General features: G+C 72.8%; 14 protein-coding genes. 6 read left to right on the top strand and 8 right to left on the bottom strand.

What is annotated here, in order from left to right:
* Positions 1-26 precede the first annotated feature (26 nt).
* Positions 27-1,139: a winged helix DNA-binding domain-containing protein gene (locus tag FH608_RS02495; RefSeq protein WP_139628130.1), complete on the bottom strand. Its 1,113-nt coding sequence runs from the start codon at positions 1,137-1,139 to the stop codon at positions 27-29.
* Between the two features lie 326 nt (positions 1,140-1,465).
* On the opposite strand from FH608_RS02495, the gene FH608_RS02490 reads away from it, so the two are divergent.
* From FH608_RS02490 to FH608_RS02480, 3 genes are all read left to right on the top strand, one after another.
* Entirely contained in the window at positions 1,466-2,059 is a 594-nt protein-coding gene (locus FH608_RS02490; protein WP_139628129.1) for an MFS transporter, read from the top strand.
* A 190-nt stretch (positions 2,060-2,249) separates the two neighbouring features.
* Positions 2,250-2,750 carry a copper chaperone PCu(A)C gene (locus FH608_RS02485; protein ID WP_226898876.1) on the top strand — a complete coding sequence of 167 codons (501 nt, stop codon included), beginning with the start codon at positions 2,250-2,252 and terminating at the stop codon, positions 2,748-2,750.
* Entirely contained in the window at positions 2,750-3,964 is a 1,215-nt protein-coding gene (locus FH608_RS02480) for a Dyp-type peroxidase (RefSeq protein WP_139628128.1), read from the top strand. The genes FH608_RS02485 and FH608_RS02480 overlap by 1 nt, the downstream gene beginning before the upstream one ends.
* 18 nt (positions 3,965-3,982) lie before the next feature.
* Here FH608_RS02480 and folE read toward each other — a convergent pair whose 3' ends face one another.
* Genes folE through FH608_RS02465 form a run of 3 tightly spaced genes read right to left on the bottom strand, consistent with a single transcriptional unit; the run spans position 3,983 to position 5,516 of the window.
* Positions 3,983-4,591, bottom strand: a complete 609-nt coding sequence (folE, locus tag FH608_RS02475) for a GTP cyclohydrolase I FolE (RefSeq protein ID WP_139628127.1) — start codon at positions 4,589-4,591, stop codon at positions 3,983-3,985.
* 1 nt (position 4,592) lies between these two features.
* A complete protein-coding gene (locus FH608_RS02470) occupies positions 4,593-4,991 on the bottom strand; it encodes a hypothetical protein (protein WP_139628126.1) in 399 nt (132 codons plus the stop codon).
* Between the two features lie 21 nt (positions 4,992-5,012).
* On the bottom strand, positions 5,013-5,516 hold the full coding sequence (locus FH608_RS02465) for a DUF2231 domain-containing protein (RefSeq protein ID WP_139628125.1): 504 nt from the start codon (positions 5,514-5,516) through the stop codon (positions 5,013-5,015).
* A 97-nt stretch (positions 5,517-5,613) separates the two neighbouring features.
* Between FH608_RS02465 and FH608_RS02460 the strand changes: the two genes are divergently transcribed.
* Positions 5,614-6,303, top strand: coding sequence for a helix-turn-helix transcriptional regulator (locus FH608_RS02460; protein WP_139628124.1), 690 nt, complete (start codon positions 5,614-5,616; stop codon positions 6,301-6,303).
* Between the two features lie 98 nt (positions 6,304-6,401).
* Here FH608_RS02460 and FH608_RS51200 read toward each other — a convergent pair whose 3' ends face one another.
* Complete coding sequence (locus tag FH608_RS51200) at positions 6,402-9,641, bottom strand: ATP-binding protein (RefSeq protein WP_193318191.1); 3,240 nt, start codon at positions 9,639-9,641, stop codon at positions 6,402-6,404.
* Positions 9,642-9,808: 167 nt separating this feature from the next.
* On the opposite strand from FH608_RS51200, the gene FH608_RS02445 reads away from it, so the two are divergent.
* On the top strand, positions 9,809-10,291 hold the full coding sequence (locus tag FH608_RS02445; protein WP_139628122.1) for a hypothetical protein: 483 nt from the start codon (positions 9,809-9,811) through the stop codon (positions 10,289-10,291).
* A 45-nt stretch (positions 10,292-10,336) separates the two neighbouring features.
* Here the strand turns inward: FH608_RS02445 and FH608_RS02440 are convergent, their stop codons facing one another.
* Complete coding sequence (locus tag FH608_RS02440) at positions 10,337-11,542, bottom strand: MFS transporter (protein ID WP_226898875.1); 1,206 nt, start codon at positions 11,540-11,542, stop codon at positions 10,337-10,339.
* Between the two features lie 98 nt (positions 11,543-11,640).
* Here FH608_RS02440 and FH608_RS02435 point away from each other — a divergent pair, with 98 nt between their 5' ends.
* A complete protein-coding gene (locus tag FH608_RS02435) occupies positions 11,641-12,519 on the top strand; it encodes a LysR family transcriptional regulator (protein ID WP_139628120.1) in 879 nt (292 codons plus the stop codon).
* Positions 12,520-12,669: 150 nt separating this feature from the next.
* Here FH608_RS02435 and FH608_RS02430 read toward each other — a convergent pair whose 3' ends face one another.
* Both FH608_RS02430 and FH608_RS02425 read right to left on the bottom strand, forming a co-directional pair.
* Complete coding sequence (locus tag FH608_RS02430; RefSeq protein ID WP_226898874.1) at positions 12,670-13,539, bottom strand: aldehyde dehydrogenase family protein; 870 nt, start codon at positions 13,537-13,539, stop codon at positions 12,670-12,672.
* Positions 13,532-14,953, bottom strand: a complete 1,422-nt coding sequence (locus FH608_RS02425) for an aldehyde dehydrogenase family protein (RefSeq protein ID WP_226898991.1) — start codon at positions 14,951-14,953, stop codon at positions 13,532-13,534. The genes FH608_RS02430 and FH608_RS02425 overlap by 8 nt, the downstream gene beginning before the upstream one ends.
* Between the last annotated feature and the right edge of the window lie 10 nt (positions 14,954-14,963).

Below are 14,963 nucleotides of genomic sequence, written 5' to 3'. Positions count from 1 at the left end.
CCGCCGCTGCCTGAACAGGCGACGGGTCAGGGCCAGCGCACCTCCGGGGTGCGTTCCACGAACTGCGCGTACTGCTCGAACGCCCGCTCGACCTCCGCCCGGTCGCTTCCGCGGAACGGTACGAGCGGCTGGACGACGATCCGTACCCGGCTCTTCGTGAGGGTGCGTTTCCAGATGGCCACGACCCGGCCGGTGCGCACCACGGTGGACTGGAAGACCCCGTTGTTACCGGGGATGATGGCCGCCTTGTGCTCGTCGGCGACCATGAGTGAGCGGTCTTTGTAGCCCAGCAGGTATTCGTCGAACCCGGGCAGCACGAGCACCTCGTCGTCGCCGGCCGGGGGAGGGGTGGTGTCGAGGAGCGCGGCGTCGAGGTACGTCTCCACGCCGTTGACGGTCACCCGGGCCAGTGCGTCGCCGGCCACCGCGATGCCGCGTTTGGCGTCAGCGGCGGTCAGGCCGGTCCAGCCCGCGAAGTCGTGCCGGGTGGCCGGCCCGCGGCCGCGGAAGTAGCGCAGGGCGATGGTGCCCAGCGCCTCGTCGCGCTCCGGCCGGTGCGGGTCGGGAACCCACTCGTCGAGCAGCACGAAGCTCTGCTCGTTGCCGATGTTGGGGGCGATGCACAGCAGGCCCCGCTGGCTGGCGTACCACAGCAGGTGGTAGCCGCGCTGCCCGCTGGTGTCGATGCCCTTGTCGGCCAGCACGGCCAGGCACTCCGACCGGCTCAGCCGCCCGCCGCCGGTCAGGGCCGCGCCCAGCACCTCCATGGCCTGAACGGCGGTCTCCTCCGACAGGCCGAGTTGTTCGCGCCGCCTCGCCGCGCCGTTCAGCACCCGGACGCCCATCAGTTCGAGCATCCAGCGGGCGTCGCGGGACGGGACGAAATGGATGGTGCCGCGCATCGGCCACGTGCGCAGCGCCTCACGCCGCTCCAGCGCGGCGGTGACGTCGGCGGCGGTGTGTCCGGGCAGGCGCACGCCGAACGACCACAGACCGCTGGCCAGGTCTTGCGCCTGCATCGCCCCGAGCCAGGTCACCACCTCGGCCACATCCGTCGCCCGCCTGGCGTCGCCGGGTGACGCTCGGAGCAGCAGGCTGGACATCCGCAGGCCGAGCACCTGTTGGGGGGAGAGTTCCACTGATTACCGCCTCCTCGCGCCCACCGTAGCCTTCGCCACCGACAATCCGGCGATGCGATCGCCTGCTGGAAGGCTCAGCGTACGGGGTGGGTGGCTCAGGACGGTGGGACAGCGGCGATGCGAGGCGGGCGGGTCTTATGGGTGAGGGCCTGAGCCCCTGGCGCCTCCCCGCGGCGCCACTGCTCGGCCCCTGGCACGCGCGGGACCCTCGACATCGACGGCATGTACGGCGCCTGAATCCCGCCACCTCCGGAGCCAGGCCCGGAGGTTCGAAGCTTGCGGGGGGATTCAGGGGCGACGGGGTGGGATGGGAGGATGAGCCTGCTATGACCGCCTCCCTGCCGTTCCGCCTCGCGCGTGCCTCGGTGTTCGCCGTGGTGTGCGTGGCATTGAGCGTGCTGGCGCACCTCCTGGGCGGGGGGTCGGTGGCCGGGCCCGTGGTGGCGGGTGGGCTGCTGCTGGCGTTCGGGGTGGCGGTCGCGGCCTCGGGGCGTGAGCGGACGCTGGTGGCGATCTTGCCGCTGATGGTCGGCATGCAGGTGGTTCTGCATGTGCTGTTCTCCCTCAGCCACGCTCCCGCCGTACATGCCGTGCTTGGTCACGTTTCTGCTGGGCACGCGGCACTCGGCCATGCTGAGCAGGGGATGGCGCCCGGTGCGGGCATGCTGGTCGCGCATGCGGGGGCGGCGGGGCTGATCGCGCTGTGGCTGGCGCGCGGTGAGGCCGCGCTGTGGGGGTGCCTCCACCGGCTGGCCGCGCGACTGTGCCAGGTGCTGGTGGTCCTCCTGCGGCCTGCCCATGAGCCGGCTGCCATGGTCACGGCGTCCGAGCCGGGACGGTTGCGGTCGGTCGCGCTGGCGCACGCCGCACCTCGGCGGGGTCCGCCGTTCACGCAGGTGTTCGTCTTCCTCTCCAGCTGATCCCCGCGGTCAGGCTGGGGGTTGTCACCATGCCCGGCCGTGGCCGGGCACCGCGCGATCGCCGCTGTCCGGCGGTCGCGGCAAACGACCCTGTGTGATCCGCCTTCGGCGCGGTGGTACGCCACCGTGCGCTGAGGGCTGCCGTGAAAGGCCCATCATGTACGTTTCCCGTTCGCTTTTCCTTCCTGCCGTGGCGCTGGCCGCGGCCGTACTCGTCTCCGGTTGCGGGACACAGGCCACGACCTCGGCCACCCCGCCGGGGGCTGCGACGCCCGCCGCCAGCCCCTCGCCTGCTCTGACCATCACCGACCCCTGGGTCAAGACCGGGGAGAAGGGCATGACCGCTGCCTTCGGGACACTGGTCAACAACACCGACAAGGAGGTGACGGTCGTCTCGGGCGCTTCGCCGCTGTCGCCGGAGATCGAGCTGCATGAGGTGGCGGACTCCGGCGGCAAGATGGTGATGCGTCCGAAGAAGGGTGGGTTCGTCGTTCCCGCTCATGGCTCCCACGAGCTGGCGCCTGGTGGTGATCACATCATGCTGATGGGGATCACCGGCAAGGTCGAGCCCGGGGCTGAGGTGCCCTTCACCCTGACGCTCGCCGATGGCGCCACAGTGCGGTTCACCGCCATCGGCAAGGACTTCGCCGGTGGCGAGGAGGACTACCGGCCCGGCAAGGACATGAGCTGATGGGTGCCCGGAGCCGCCTCACTCGGCGGGGTCTGCTGGCTTCAAGCGCCGCCGCCGCGGCCGGTGTCCTCGCCGCACCGGCGGCGGCGGCGCGGGCGGCCGCACCAGTCCAGGTGGCTGAGCCGGTTCAGGTGGATGGCTCGGCTGTGGAGCCCTTTCACGGTTCGCATCAAGCCGGAGTCGCCACCACCCCGCAGGCTCACGCCGCGTTCCTCGGCCTCGACCTGCGCAGCGGCGTCGGACGTGAGGCGGTGGGCCGGATGATGAGGCTGCTGAGCGACGACGCCCGCCGCCTGACTGCGGGCACTCCCGCCCTGGCCGACACCGAGCCGGAGCTCGCGGTGCTGCCCGCCCGCCTGACCGTCACCTTCGGGTTCGGCCCCGGCCTGTTCGCCGCGGCCGGCCTGGCGGATTCGCGTCCGGCGTCGGTGGAGCCGCTGCCGCGCTTCGCGATCGACAAGCTCGAGTCTCGCTGGAACGGCGGCGACGTACTGGTGCAGATCTGCTCCGATGACCCCCTGACCGTTGCCCACGCCCTCCGCATGATCGTCAAGGATGCCCGCGCCTTCACCCGCGTCCGGTGGATCCAGCGCGGGTTCCGGCGCGCCGCCGGGGTACGGAAAGCCGGGCTGACCCAGCGCAACGTCATGGGGCAGCTCGACGGGACGGCCAATCCCGTGCCGGGCACCCCCGCCTTCGACCGCGCGGTGTGGGCCGGCGGCGACGCTCCGGCCTGGCTGCACGGCGGCACCACGCTGGTGCTCCGGCGGATCCGGGCCGAGCTGGAGACCTGGGACGCGGCCGACCGGGTCGCCAAGGAGTTCACCGTCGGCCGCCGCCTGGACACCGGCGCCCCGCTGACCGGGGCCGCCGAGCACGACCCGCCCGACTTCGCCAGGCTGACGGCGGTCGGGTTCCCGGTCATCTCGGAGTACGCCCACATCAGGCGGGCCCACAGCCCCGACCCCGCCAAGGGGATCTTCCGTCGCGTCTACAACTACGACGACGGCCTCAGCGCGGCCGGGCACGCCGACAGCGGCCTGATCTTCGCCTCGTACCAGGCCGATGTCGCCGCCCAGTTCCTGCCCATCCAGCGCAGGCTGGCCGAGGCCGACCTGCTGAACGAGTGGACCACGCCGATCGGGTCCGCCGTGTTCGCGATCCCGCCGGGCTGCCCGCCCGGCGGCTGGATCGGGCAGAGCCTGCTGGAATGACCTCCGCCGCCGGGGCGATCAGGGGCTGGTGAGTGCGAGGAACTCGGCGCGCGAACGCGCGTCGTCGCGCAGCCCGCCGAGGAGCGTGGAGGTGATGGTGCGCGCCCCGGGGGACTGCGCCCCGCGCAGCGTCATGCAGGTGTGGTCGGCCTGGATGACCACGCCGACCCCTCGGGGCCGCAGGTGCTCCTGCAGCCATTCGGCGACCTGCTTGGTGAGGCGCTCCTGGACCTGTGGCCGGCAGGCGAAGTGCTCGACGACGCGGGCGAGCTTGGACAGGCCGACGATGCGCGGCCCCGGCAGGTATCCCACATGGGCGATGCCGGTGAACGGCAGCAGGTGGTGCTCGCACACCGACCGGAGCGGGATGTCGCGTACCAGGACGAGCTCGTCGTACCCCTCGTCGTTGGGAAAGGTGGTCAGCTCGAAGGAACGTGGGGTGAAGAGCTCGGCGAACGCGCGAGCCATCCGGCCGGGGGTGCCGCGCAGGCTCTCGCTGTCCAGGCAGATGCCCAGAGCGTCGAGGAACTGCCTGGCCGCTTCCTCGGCGGCGGGCAGGTCGATGCCTGGCGTGTGGACGGCGGAGCCGTTGCGGCCGCCCCGGCTCGGAGTCGATCCGTTGAGCACGTCAGCTCCCGGCCACGGTGGCGAGGAGGACGAGGACGAGCGTGGCGACGGCGAGCACGCCGTGGCCGGCCACGACGGCGACCGGGATGGAGCGCTCGGGCGCCGGGCTGGTGGCGCGGGCGCGGTAGACGGGGATCCAGCGGAACAGCATGGTGAAGCCGAGCAGGGCGATCAGTACGAGCAGCCCCAGCGAGCTCCACGCCAGCACGTCGCTGTCGAGGGCGAGGTAGACGATCCAGAGGACGAGCCCGATCGCGGCGAGCAGGAGGTGGCCGAAGGCCACGGGCGCGGGCAGGCGTGATTGCCGGTCACGGTGCCCGCCTCGGGAGATCCACACGCCGAGCATGTAGAACCCGCCGAGCGCGGTGACTATCCAGGTGACGAGGGCGGCGATGGCCATGGTGATCTGCCTCTCCGGGGGTCAGGGACGGAAGCCTTCTGCTTGCGTCGTTTCGTCGGCGACGCGGACGCCGTAGCGGTAGGCGAGCTTGCCGCCGAGGAATCCGGAGACCCCCAGCGCGGCCAGGGCGACCGCCGAGAGCGCGATCGGGCCCGCGCTCACCGGCTCCGGCCCGGTGGTCGCTCGCCAGGCCCATGCGGCGCCATATGCGGCGGTGATGAGCAGGTTGAGCGCCATATGGATGAGTGCCGTACGGAATGCCGGGGTGCCTGGCGCGATGGCCAGGAAGTCCAGGAACCCGAACAGGGCGGCGGCCAGCGCGCCGATCACTCCGACGGCGATCAGCCACAGCGAGCCGCGGACCAGGAACGCCGGATCGGGGACCACGTGCGAGGCCAGGTCGAAGACCAGGCTCGTCACCCAGGCGCCGATGGGCACCGTGACCAGGATCGGGTGCAACGGGTGTCCGTACGGCCCGGCCAGAGCCGTGACGGGGCGCTTGGCCTGATGCAACGGCGCGGACATGACCACCTCCTATTTCGCCAATGATTCTTAGCTTTATCCCGTCCATGGCTTGGAGGCAAGGGGTTTCGACTCAATCACCGGGTGCTATCGTGGTGGCGTGACGGACGAGGCGGTGCGGGCCGTGGCGGCGCTCGACGACGAGCTGAGGCGCCGCATGTACGCGTTCATCCGGCAGTCACAGGAGCCGGTGACACGTGACGAGGCCGCGCAGAGCGTCGGCATCTCCCGCAAGCTGGCCGCCTTCCACCTGGACAAGCTGGTCGAGGTGGGCCTGCTGGTCGCCACCTACGCCCAGCCGGGCGGCATCCGCAAGGTGGGCCGCGCCCCCAAGCTCTACCAGCCCTCCGACCTGCAGGTGCAGGTCAGCATCCCGCCGCGCGAGCACAGCCTGCTCGCCGAGATCCTGCTCGACGCGGTGCGCGGGCAGCGTCCCGAGGAGAGCGGGCCGCAGGCCGCCGTGCGGGTCGCGGGCGATCGGGGCCGCGAGCTGGGCCAGGCCGAGCGCCGCCGGCTCAAGCCCGGCAGGCTCGGCACCGAGCGGGCTCTCACGTACGTCGGGCACATGCTGGAACGCCACGGCTTCGAGCCGTCCCGCGTCGCGCCGACCCGCCTGCGGCTCGACAACTGCCCCTTCCACCCGCTCGCGGCCAAGGACCCCGACCTGGTGTGCGGCATCAACCATGCCTTCCTGACCGCGTACTGCGAAGGGCTCGGCGCGACCACCGTGAAGACGGCGCTCGTCCCCCGGCCGGGCGCGTGCTGCGTGGAGCTCGGCGCCACGCCGTGATGACCCGCGATGACGCCATGCCGTGATGACCTGCGATGACGCCACGCCGTGATGACGTGCGATGACGCCATGCGTGTCCGTCCGAGCCTCGGCGGCGATCACAGCCGCGTCAGGGCCTCGGCTCTGCCCCGGTCGTACGGCACCGACAGGCGTACGGCCGCCGCCATCGCCTGCTCGGCCGCGCGCCGGGCCTGCCTCGGCCGACCGGCGGCCGACAGTGCCAGGGCGCGGGCCCAGCCGATCCGGGCCGCCGCGCCGGGGTTGCGGGTGGCGTACCGGGACAGGTGCCTGAGCAGCCGCCGTACGAGGCCGGTGTCGGCGGGGTGGTGGAGGAGCTCGGCGAGGCCCGTCCAGCACTCCAGCATGCCCGGCTGCACCGCCGGCAGCCGCTCGGCCAGCGCCAGCGCCTCGGGCAGCGCGGCTCGCGCCCGCTCCGGGTCCAGGCGGGCGGCGATGGCGAGCAGGCGCAGCTCCTGGATCGTGCGGCGGGCCGGGCTGTCGCGCAGGCCGAGCTCCTTCTCGTGCGTACGGCGCCGCTCGTGCGAGGCCCGCGCGGCCGCCAGCAGCTCCCGGATCCGCTCCACCGGCACCCCGTCCAGGCGCAACAGCGCTTCGGCCCGTCCGGTCAGGCACCAGTGGCGGCCGATGTCGTCCCCGCCCACCCGCGCGACCGCCAGTTCCTCCGTCTCGGCGTAGATGGCGACGGCCGTGGCGAAGTCGCCCTGCCACATCGCGGTCTCGGCCAGCATGCCCGCGCAGTTCTCGGCCACGCGCGGGTCGATCGTGCGGGTCCGCCCTGCCGCGAACGACCGCCTGGCGTCCTCGAAACGGCCCGCGTGCAGCAGCTCTATCCCGCGGGCCAGCCGCGCCCGGTGCAGCGCCTCGGCCGGCCGGTCGACGGCGGCCATGGCCTGGTCGGCGAGCCTGCCGTAGCGGGCGGCGATCCGGTGGTGGCCGGCGAGGCGGGCGATGGTGGCGAAGTTCGCGTACGCCTCGGCGCGCAGCGCGGGGTCGGCGGCCCGGTCGGCGGCGTTGAGCTGGCGGAGCGAGGTCACCAGCATGACGGGGAGGTCCTGCTCGTGGTAGGCGAGCCGGGCGAGGAGGGTGAGCGCGTGCGCGGCCTCGACCCCCTCCATGAGGGAAGAGGGCAGACCGCAGCGAGATGCCGGGAGGAGGCGGCGAGACGGCGGATGCGGGTGGTGAGGTGCGAGGAGGGGGCGGTGGGTGGCGGTCGGGAGGAGGCGGTGGGCGGCTTGGCGGGTGGCGGCGGCGAGGAGGGCGGTGGTGAGGCCGGTGCGGGTGGTCGGAAGCGGTTCGCTGAGCGTGTCGAGGGCGGCGCGGGCCAAGCGGGTGGCCGCGCGCTCCCTGGCGAGCTGGTGCGAGCTCACCGCCGCCATCCGGAGCAGCCGGGCGCGCAGGCCCCGATCCTCAGAAGCGCCGTCGAAGCGCTCGCTGACGACCGAGGGCTTGTCGAAGCGTTCGCTGACGATCGCCAGCGACTCCTCGTACAGGCGTAACCGCAGGCACAGCGTCCAGTAGAGGTACAGGAAGCGGGGCTCCCCGGACGCCCGCCAGGCCGGCCGGAGGTTGTCCATCTCGGCGCCGAGCACGCGGACGACCTCGGCGTCGGAGCCGTCCTGGAGCGCCGTGGCGTGCCGGTCGAGGAGGCGGGCGTAGTGGCGGGCGTGCCGGTCGCGTACCGCGTGGTCGTCCAGATGGGCGGCGGCGAGCTGCTGGATGAGGGGGTGCAGGGTGTAGCGGCCGGACGGGCTGAGCTCGAGCATGCTGTGGTCGACCAGCTGGACCAGCACCTCGGGGGTGGTGGCCGCGACCTCCAGGGCGGCGCCCAGCGTGCACCCGCCGCCGAACACCGACAGCGCGGCCAGCGCCGCCCGCCCCTCCGGGTCGAGCAGCCGCCAGGACGTCTCGAAGACCGTGCGCATGCTCGCGTGCCTGGCCCGCACGGCCGGTCCGGCGGCGGAGAGCAGCCCCGGGTCAACGCCGAGGCGTTCGGCCAGGTCGGCGCAGGGCACGGCGCGCAGCAGCCCGGCCGCCAGCTCGATGGCCAGCGGCATCCCGCCGGTCGCGGCACAGATCGCGGCCACCAGCGGCGCCTCCCGCTCGGGGTCGAACCCGGGCCGGGCCTTCAGCGCCCGTGCGGCGAACAGCGCCTCGGCCGCCGGCCCCGGCAGCCCCTCCACGGGGACGATCACCTGGCCGGGTACGTCCAGCCGTCGCCGGCTGGTCGCCAGCACGCGCACGCCCGGAGCCACCCGCAGGATCTCGCCGATCGTCGCGTCGAAGGACGGCAGGTGTTCGAGGTTGTCGAGCACCAGCAGGGCGGAGCGGCCGGCGAGGGCGGCCAGGAGCAGCTCGGCGGCGGGGCGCGGCGGTGACAGGTCCACGCCGAGCCGGCGGGCGAGCGTGGTCACGGCCGCTTCGGCGCGTACACCCGCGAAGGAGACGAACGCGACCTCCTGGTCCCCGGCTCCGGCCGCCGCGATGGCCAGACGTGTCTTGCCGATCCCGCCCGGACCCGACAGCGTGACCAGGCGCTGCCGGGACAGCAGGGTGCGCAGCCGGTGGATGTCGCGCTCGCGGCCGATCAGCCCCGACCCAGGCACCGGCAGCGGAGCCCGGCGGGGCGCTGCGGGACGGGGCACGAGCTGCTGCCGCAACGCGCGGGTCTCGGGCGCCGGGTCGACGCCCAGCTCCCGTGCCAGGCGCAGCCGCAGCTCGTCGTAGCAGGCCAGCGCCGCGGCCCGGTTCCCGGTCCTGGCCAGCGAGCCGATCAGCACGCGGTGGGCTTCCTCGTCGTACGGGTCCTGCTCCGTGACGATCCTGGCCAGCCGTACGACGTCCTCGCAGGCATCCGGCCCGGCGCGTACGAGCAGCTCGCGCAGCACCAGCCGGATCCGCCGCCGCTCGCACTCCAGCCATCCGGCGAAATCAGGCGCGTCCCCGAAACGGAGGCCGTCGAGGAACTCCCCGCGCCACAGCCGCAGCGCCCCGGCCACCGTCGGGGCCCGCGTGAGCTGCCGGTGGTCCACGAAGCACGCGTGGTCGGCGCGGAAGCCGACGTCGTCGCGGGTGATGTCGAGCCAGCGGCCCACGTCCTTGCGCAGCTCCGACAGCGCCAGCCGCAGGCTGCCCCGGGCGTGGGCGTCAGGGCGCTCGCCCCACAGCAGCCCGGCGAGCTCCGCGCGCGGGCGGGCGCCGGGCACGGCGGCGAGGTAGCAGAGGAGGGCCCGCGTCTTGGCGGAGCGGATCCGCACCGGGCTCCCCGCGATGGCCAGCTCGGGCGTGCCGAGCAGCAGCAGACTGAGGGAGTCTCCCATGCGAAGCACGGTAGGCACCGGCCGGCCGACCGGCTGTGCCAAGAATTACACGCGTTGTGTGCCATTGTCCGCTGACCTGGGCTCTAACGATGCGCTCACGGTCCGCGCCGCACTCTGATGCCGCGTCCCGCGACAGTCGCGAGACGCCGGCATCCTCAGGAGGAAGCATGCATTCGCGCAAGGTGATCGCCGCACTCGCCCTGGCCGGAGGGATGGTCGCGCCGGTGGCGCTGGCCACGACCCCGGCGGCCGCCATGGCCGGCTCGTGCCGCGTGACGCTGTACGACATCGACGCCGGCAACGTGGCCGACCGGGACGGCCGGGACGAGCTCCGGTTCCTGGTCGACGGGAACCTGTTCCCTCGGATCAACGCCAACTACTACGGCATGAACGCCGGTGACGACGGGGATCCCGGCGACTTCGAGAACCCCACCTCGATCATCCTGAGCACCCAGAACGTGGCCTTCCAGCTGCGTGAGGCCGACGGCCCGATCTGGGGTCAGGGCGACCTGCTCGGCACGGTGACCGCGACCGGCGGCACATGCGCGGGGCTGGCCACCGGTGGCACCACGACCGTCACGAGGACCCTCACCGGGACCGAACAGACGGCCTACTCGTACGTGGTCAGCCTCAAGCTGACCGGACTGTAGCCGCCCCCCGGAACGAAGAGGCCCCGCTGCCGCCGCGGGGCCTTCTCAGTATCCGCTGGTGGTCAGCTCCTGCTCCGCGGCGGTGGCGCGGGCGGCCCTCCGGCCGGTGGTGAGGTTGAGGAGCAGGGAGCCCGCGGTCAGCGCCACACCGAACCAGACGACGCTCGTGACGCCGAGGTGGTCGGCGAACAGCCCGCCGAACAGCGCGCCGAGCGCGATGGAGGTGTTGTACGCCATGGTGTTGAGCGACATGGCGGCCTCGAAGGTCTCCGGCGCGGCGTTGAGCGTCATGTTGACCTGGCACAGCTGCACGGCGCCGAAGGAAAGTCCCCAGACGACCAGCGCGATGACGGAACCGGCCGGGCCGTCGCCGATCGCGAGCAGCAGGAGCAGGGACACGACGAGTCCCGCGCAGCCGACGACGAAGCTGCCGCGCAGGTTCCTGCCGACGGTGTGCCCGGCGATGAAGTTGCCGACGGCGCCCGAGGCGCCGAAGACCATCAGCACGACGGTGATGAAGGCGGGAGTGGCGCCCGCGCTGCTCTCCAGGTAGGGCCGGACGAACGTGTACGCACCGAAATGCCCGAGCACGAACAGCACGACGGTGAACAGCACCAGCCGCAGCGGCACGTTCTTGAGGGGAAGCCCGAAGACCTCGCGGACCGAGACCGCGTTGGCCGACGGCAGCGAGGGAACCGTGGCGGCGACCGTGAGGAGCACCAGCACGGACAGGCCGCTCCAGAGGAGGAACGTGGCCCGCCAGTCGGTGAGGCTTTCCAGCATGGTGCCCAGCGGGATGCCCACGACGGTGGCGATCGAGATGCCGGACATCACGATCGAGGCCGCCCTGTTCGCGTGGCGTTCCGGGACGAGGCGCATCGCCATGCTCACGCCGATGGCCCAGAACACGCCGCTGGCGAATCCCATGATGAGCCGGGTCGTCAAGATCAGCGCATAGTTCGGCGAGATGCCGGTGATCAGGTTTCCCAGGGCCAGGATCGCGAGCAGGACGGTCAGGAGCGCCCGCCGGTTGACGCGCCTGGACCATGCCACGATGAACGGCACGCCCAGTCCGGCGGAGACCCCCTGCAACGTGACCATCAGCCCGGCGACGCCCACGGTGATGTCGAGACTCGTGCTCAGCGGGGTGAGCAGGCCGACGGGCATCAACTCCGTGGTGAGGAAGACGAAAAGGCTGGCCGTGATCGCCGCGACGCCCAGCCATGCTCTCAAGGTCGAACGTGGATTCATGTCATGTGTTGCCACCATGACTCAAGGGTGGGCGAAGCCCGATCAATGAGTCCAACGCATAATTTTCATCGTGATCGATCGTGGTGCACGATGGATGCATGGAGCTGCAACAGCTGAGGTACGTCGTCGCGGTCGCGGAGACCAGCAACTTCACCCGGGCCGCCGAGCGCTGCCAGGTCGTGCAGTCGGCGCTCAGCCATCAGATCGCCGCCTTGGAGCGGGAGCTGGGCGCCCGGCTGTTCGAGCGGACCAGCCGGCGCGTGCGCCTGACGCCGGCCGGTGAGGCGTTCCTGCCCGCCGCCCGGGAGTGCCTGGAGGCCGCCGACCGGGCCCGCGCGGAGGTCGCCGCGGCGAGCGGGGAGATCCGCGGGCGGCTCGCCGTCGGCGCCATCCCCACGGTGACGGCCGTCGACCTGCCGGTCGTGCTCAAGGAGTTCCGCCACCTGCACCCGCGGGTGCGCGTCACGCTCGCCTCGGGCGGCAGCGACTACCTGATCGAGCGGGTCCGGCAGGGCGGCGTGGACGTGGCGTTCCTCGGCCTGCCGACGCGCGCGGAGCCGAAGGCCGTCCAGGGCCGCCGGCTGGCCAGGGGCGAGCTGGTCGCCGTGGTGGCGCCGGACCATCGCCTGGCGGGCGACGTGGTCGAGCTGCGGAGCCTGGCGGACGAGCCGTTCGTCGACTGGCGCGCCGGCCACGCCGGGCGGGTCCAGTCGGACGAGGCGTTCGCGGCGGCGGGGGTGCGGCGTGACGTCGCCTTCGAGGTGTCGTCCGCCGACTTCATGGTCGACCTGGTGCGGCAGGGCCTCGGCGTGGGGCTGCTGCCGGCCGCGTACGCGCCGCGCTTCCCCGACCTGCGCACCATCCGGCTTCGCGACGCCCCGGAACGGGTGGAGCACCTGATCTGGGCGAACCATCCGTCACCGGCGGCCACGGCCTTCCTTGACCTGCTCGACCGGGGCGACGGCGGACCCCGATGACGGGGAGCCGGCCCGGCGACGCCCGGAGCGGGCCAGGGTCAGGGCCGGCCCCGCCACCTCGATGGCCTCGTCCAGCCACGGCGGGTCGGCGGACGTCCTGCTGCTGGTGGCGGAGGGGGACGGCGGCCGGGTACGCCTGACCTCCACCGGTCAGCGGCCGATCGGGTGCCAGACCGTCTTGGTCTCCAGGAACGGCCTGATCCGGGACAGCCCGGGATCGGCGTCGTTCCAGTCGTCCGCGCCCGGCCGCAGGACCCGCTTGAGCGTGGTCGCCGCCAGCGCCTCCAGCTCGGCCGCGAGACCGCCCGCCCCGGCCAGGTCCAGGGCGTTCACGTCGGCGTGGCCGGCCAGCGGCGGGGCGAGCTCGGCCAGGCGGCCGGTCAGGATGTTCGCGACGCCGCCCGGCAGGTCGGAGGTGGCCAGCGCCTCGGCCAGCGTGACGGCCGGCAGCGGCGCGCGCTCGTCGGCCACCAGCACCGCCGTGTTGCCGGAGGTGATCACGGGGGCGAGCACCGAGACCAGCCCGAGCAACGGGGAGCCGGCGGGCGCGAAGACGCCCACGACGCCCGTCGGTTCGGGCTCGGAGAGGTTGAAGTACGGCCCCGATACCGGGTTGGCGCCGCCGAGCACCTGGCCGATCTTGTCGGCCCACCCGGCGTAGTAGACCCAGCGGTCGACCGCCGCCGACACCAGGGCCTGGGCCCTGGCCGCGCTCACGCCCTCGGCCGCCGCGACCTCCTCGGCGAACTGGGCCCGCCGCCCCTCCATCATCTCGGCGATCCGGTAGAGGATCTGCCCCCGGTTGTAGGCGGTCCGGCCCGACCACCCGGGGAACGCCTTGCGCGCCGCCACGACGGCGTCGCGCACGTCCTTGCGGGAGGCCAGGGCGGCGTTGGCGAGGTGGTCGCCTGCCGGGGACGTCACGGGATAGGACCTCCCTGATTCCGAGCGCGGGAACGCGCCGCCGACATAGAGCTTGTACGTCTTGCGCACGCCGATGCGCGGGGAAATGTCAGCCAAGGTATGCCTCCAGCCCGTGCCTGCCGCCTTCGCGGCCGTAGCCGGACTCCTTGTAGCCGCCGAAGGGGCTGGCCGGATCGAACACGTTGAAGGTGTTGGACCACACCACGCCGGCGCGCAGCCGGCTGGCGGTCCAGAGCATCAGGGAGCCCTTCTCGGTCCACACCCCGGCGGACAGCCCGTACGGCGTGTTGTTGGCCTTGGCCACGGCCTCCTCCGGGGTGCGGAACGTGAGCACCGACAGAACGGGCCCGAAGATCTCCTCGCGGGCGATCCGGTGCGCCTGCGTGACGCCGGTGAACACGGTGGGACGGAACCAGTAGCCGCGCTCCGGGAGCGGGCACGCCGGCGACCAGCCGGTGGCGCCCTCGGCCTCGCCGGCGGCGGCCAGCTCGCGGATCCTGGCCAGCTGAGCCGCGGAGTTGACGGCCCCGATGTCGGTGTTCTTGTCGAGCGGGTCGCCGAGCCGGAGCCGCTCGATGCGGGCGCGCAGTTTGGCCAGCAGTTCCTCCGCGATCGACTCCTGGACCAGCAGCCGCGAGCCGGCGCAGCACACGTGGCCCTGGTTGAAGAAGATCCCGGACACGATGCCCTCGACGGCCTGGTCGATCGCCGCGTCGTCGTAGACGATGTTGGCGCCCTTGCCGCCCAGCTCCAGGGTGAGCCGCTTGCCGGTGCCGGCCACCGCGCGGGCGATCTCCCTGCCGACGTCGGTGGAGCCGGTGAAGGCGACCTTGTCGGCGCCGGGGTGCGCGACCACGGCCCGGCCGGTGTCGCCTGCGCCGGTCACGATGTTCACCACGCCGGGCGGCAGGCCCGCCTCCTGGCAGATCTCGGCGAACGCCAGGGCGGTCAGCGGGGTGGTCTCGGCGGGCTTGAGCACGACCGTGTTGCCGGTGGCCAGCGCGGGCGCGACCTTCCACGCCAGCATCAGCAGCGGGAAGTTCCACGGGATGACCTGCGCGGCCACGCCGAGGGGCCTGGTCCCGAACCCCGCGTGGGCGAGCTTGTCGGCCCATCCCGCGTAGTAGAAGAAGTGGGCGGCGACCAGCGGCAGGTCGATGTCCCTGGTCTCCTTGATCGGCTTGCCGTTGTCCAGCGACTCCAGGACGGCCAGCTCGCGGGCGCGTTCCTGGATGATCCGCGCGATCCGGAACAGGTACTTGCCGCGCTCGGCGCCCGGCATCGGCGACCACACGCGCTCGAACGCCCGCCGGGCGGCGGTGAAGGCGCGATCCACGTCGGCCTCGCCGGCGGCGGCCACTTCCGACAGCGGCTCCTCGTCGGCCGGGTTGACGGTGACGATGCGCTCGTCGCTCTTGGCGGCGACGAACTCGCCGTCGATGAACAGGTCGTACGACGGCCGGATGGTCACGATGGAGCGTGACTCCGGCGCGGGCGCGTACTCGAAGATCTCCACGCCT

It is taken from the genome of Nonomuraea phyllanthi (assembly GCF_006334985.2).
Classification (GTDB): domain Bacteria; phylum Actinomycetota; class Actinomycetes; order Streptosporangiales; family Streptosporangiaceae; genus Nonomuraea; species Nonomuraea phyllanthi.
Note: the sequence above shows the minus strand (reverse complement) of the source record. Positions and strands in the feature narration are given on the sequence as shown.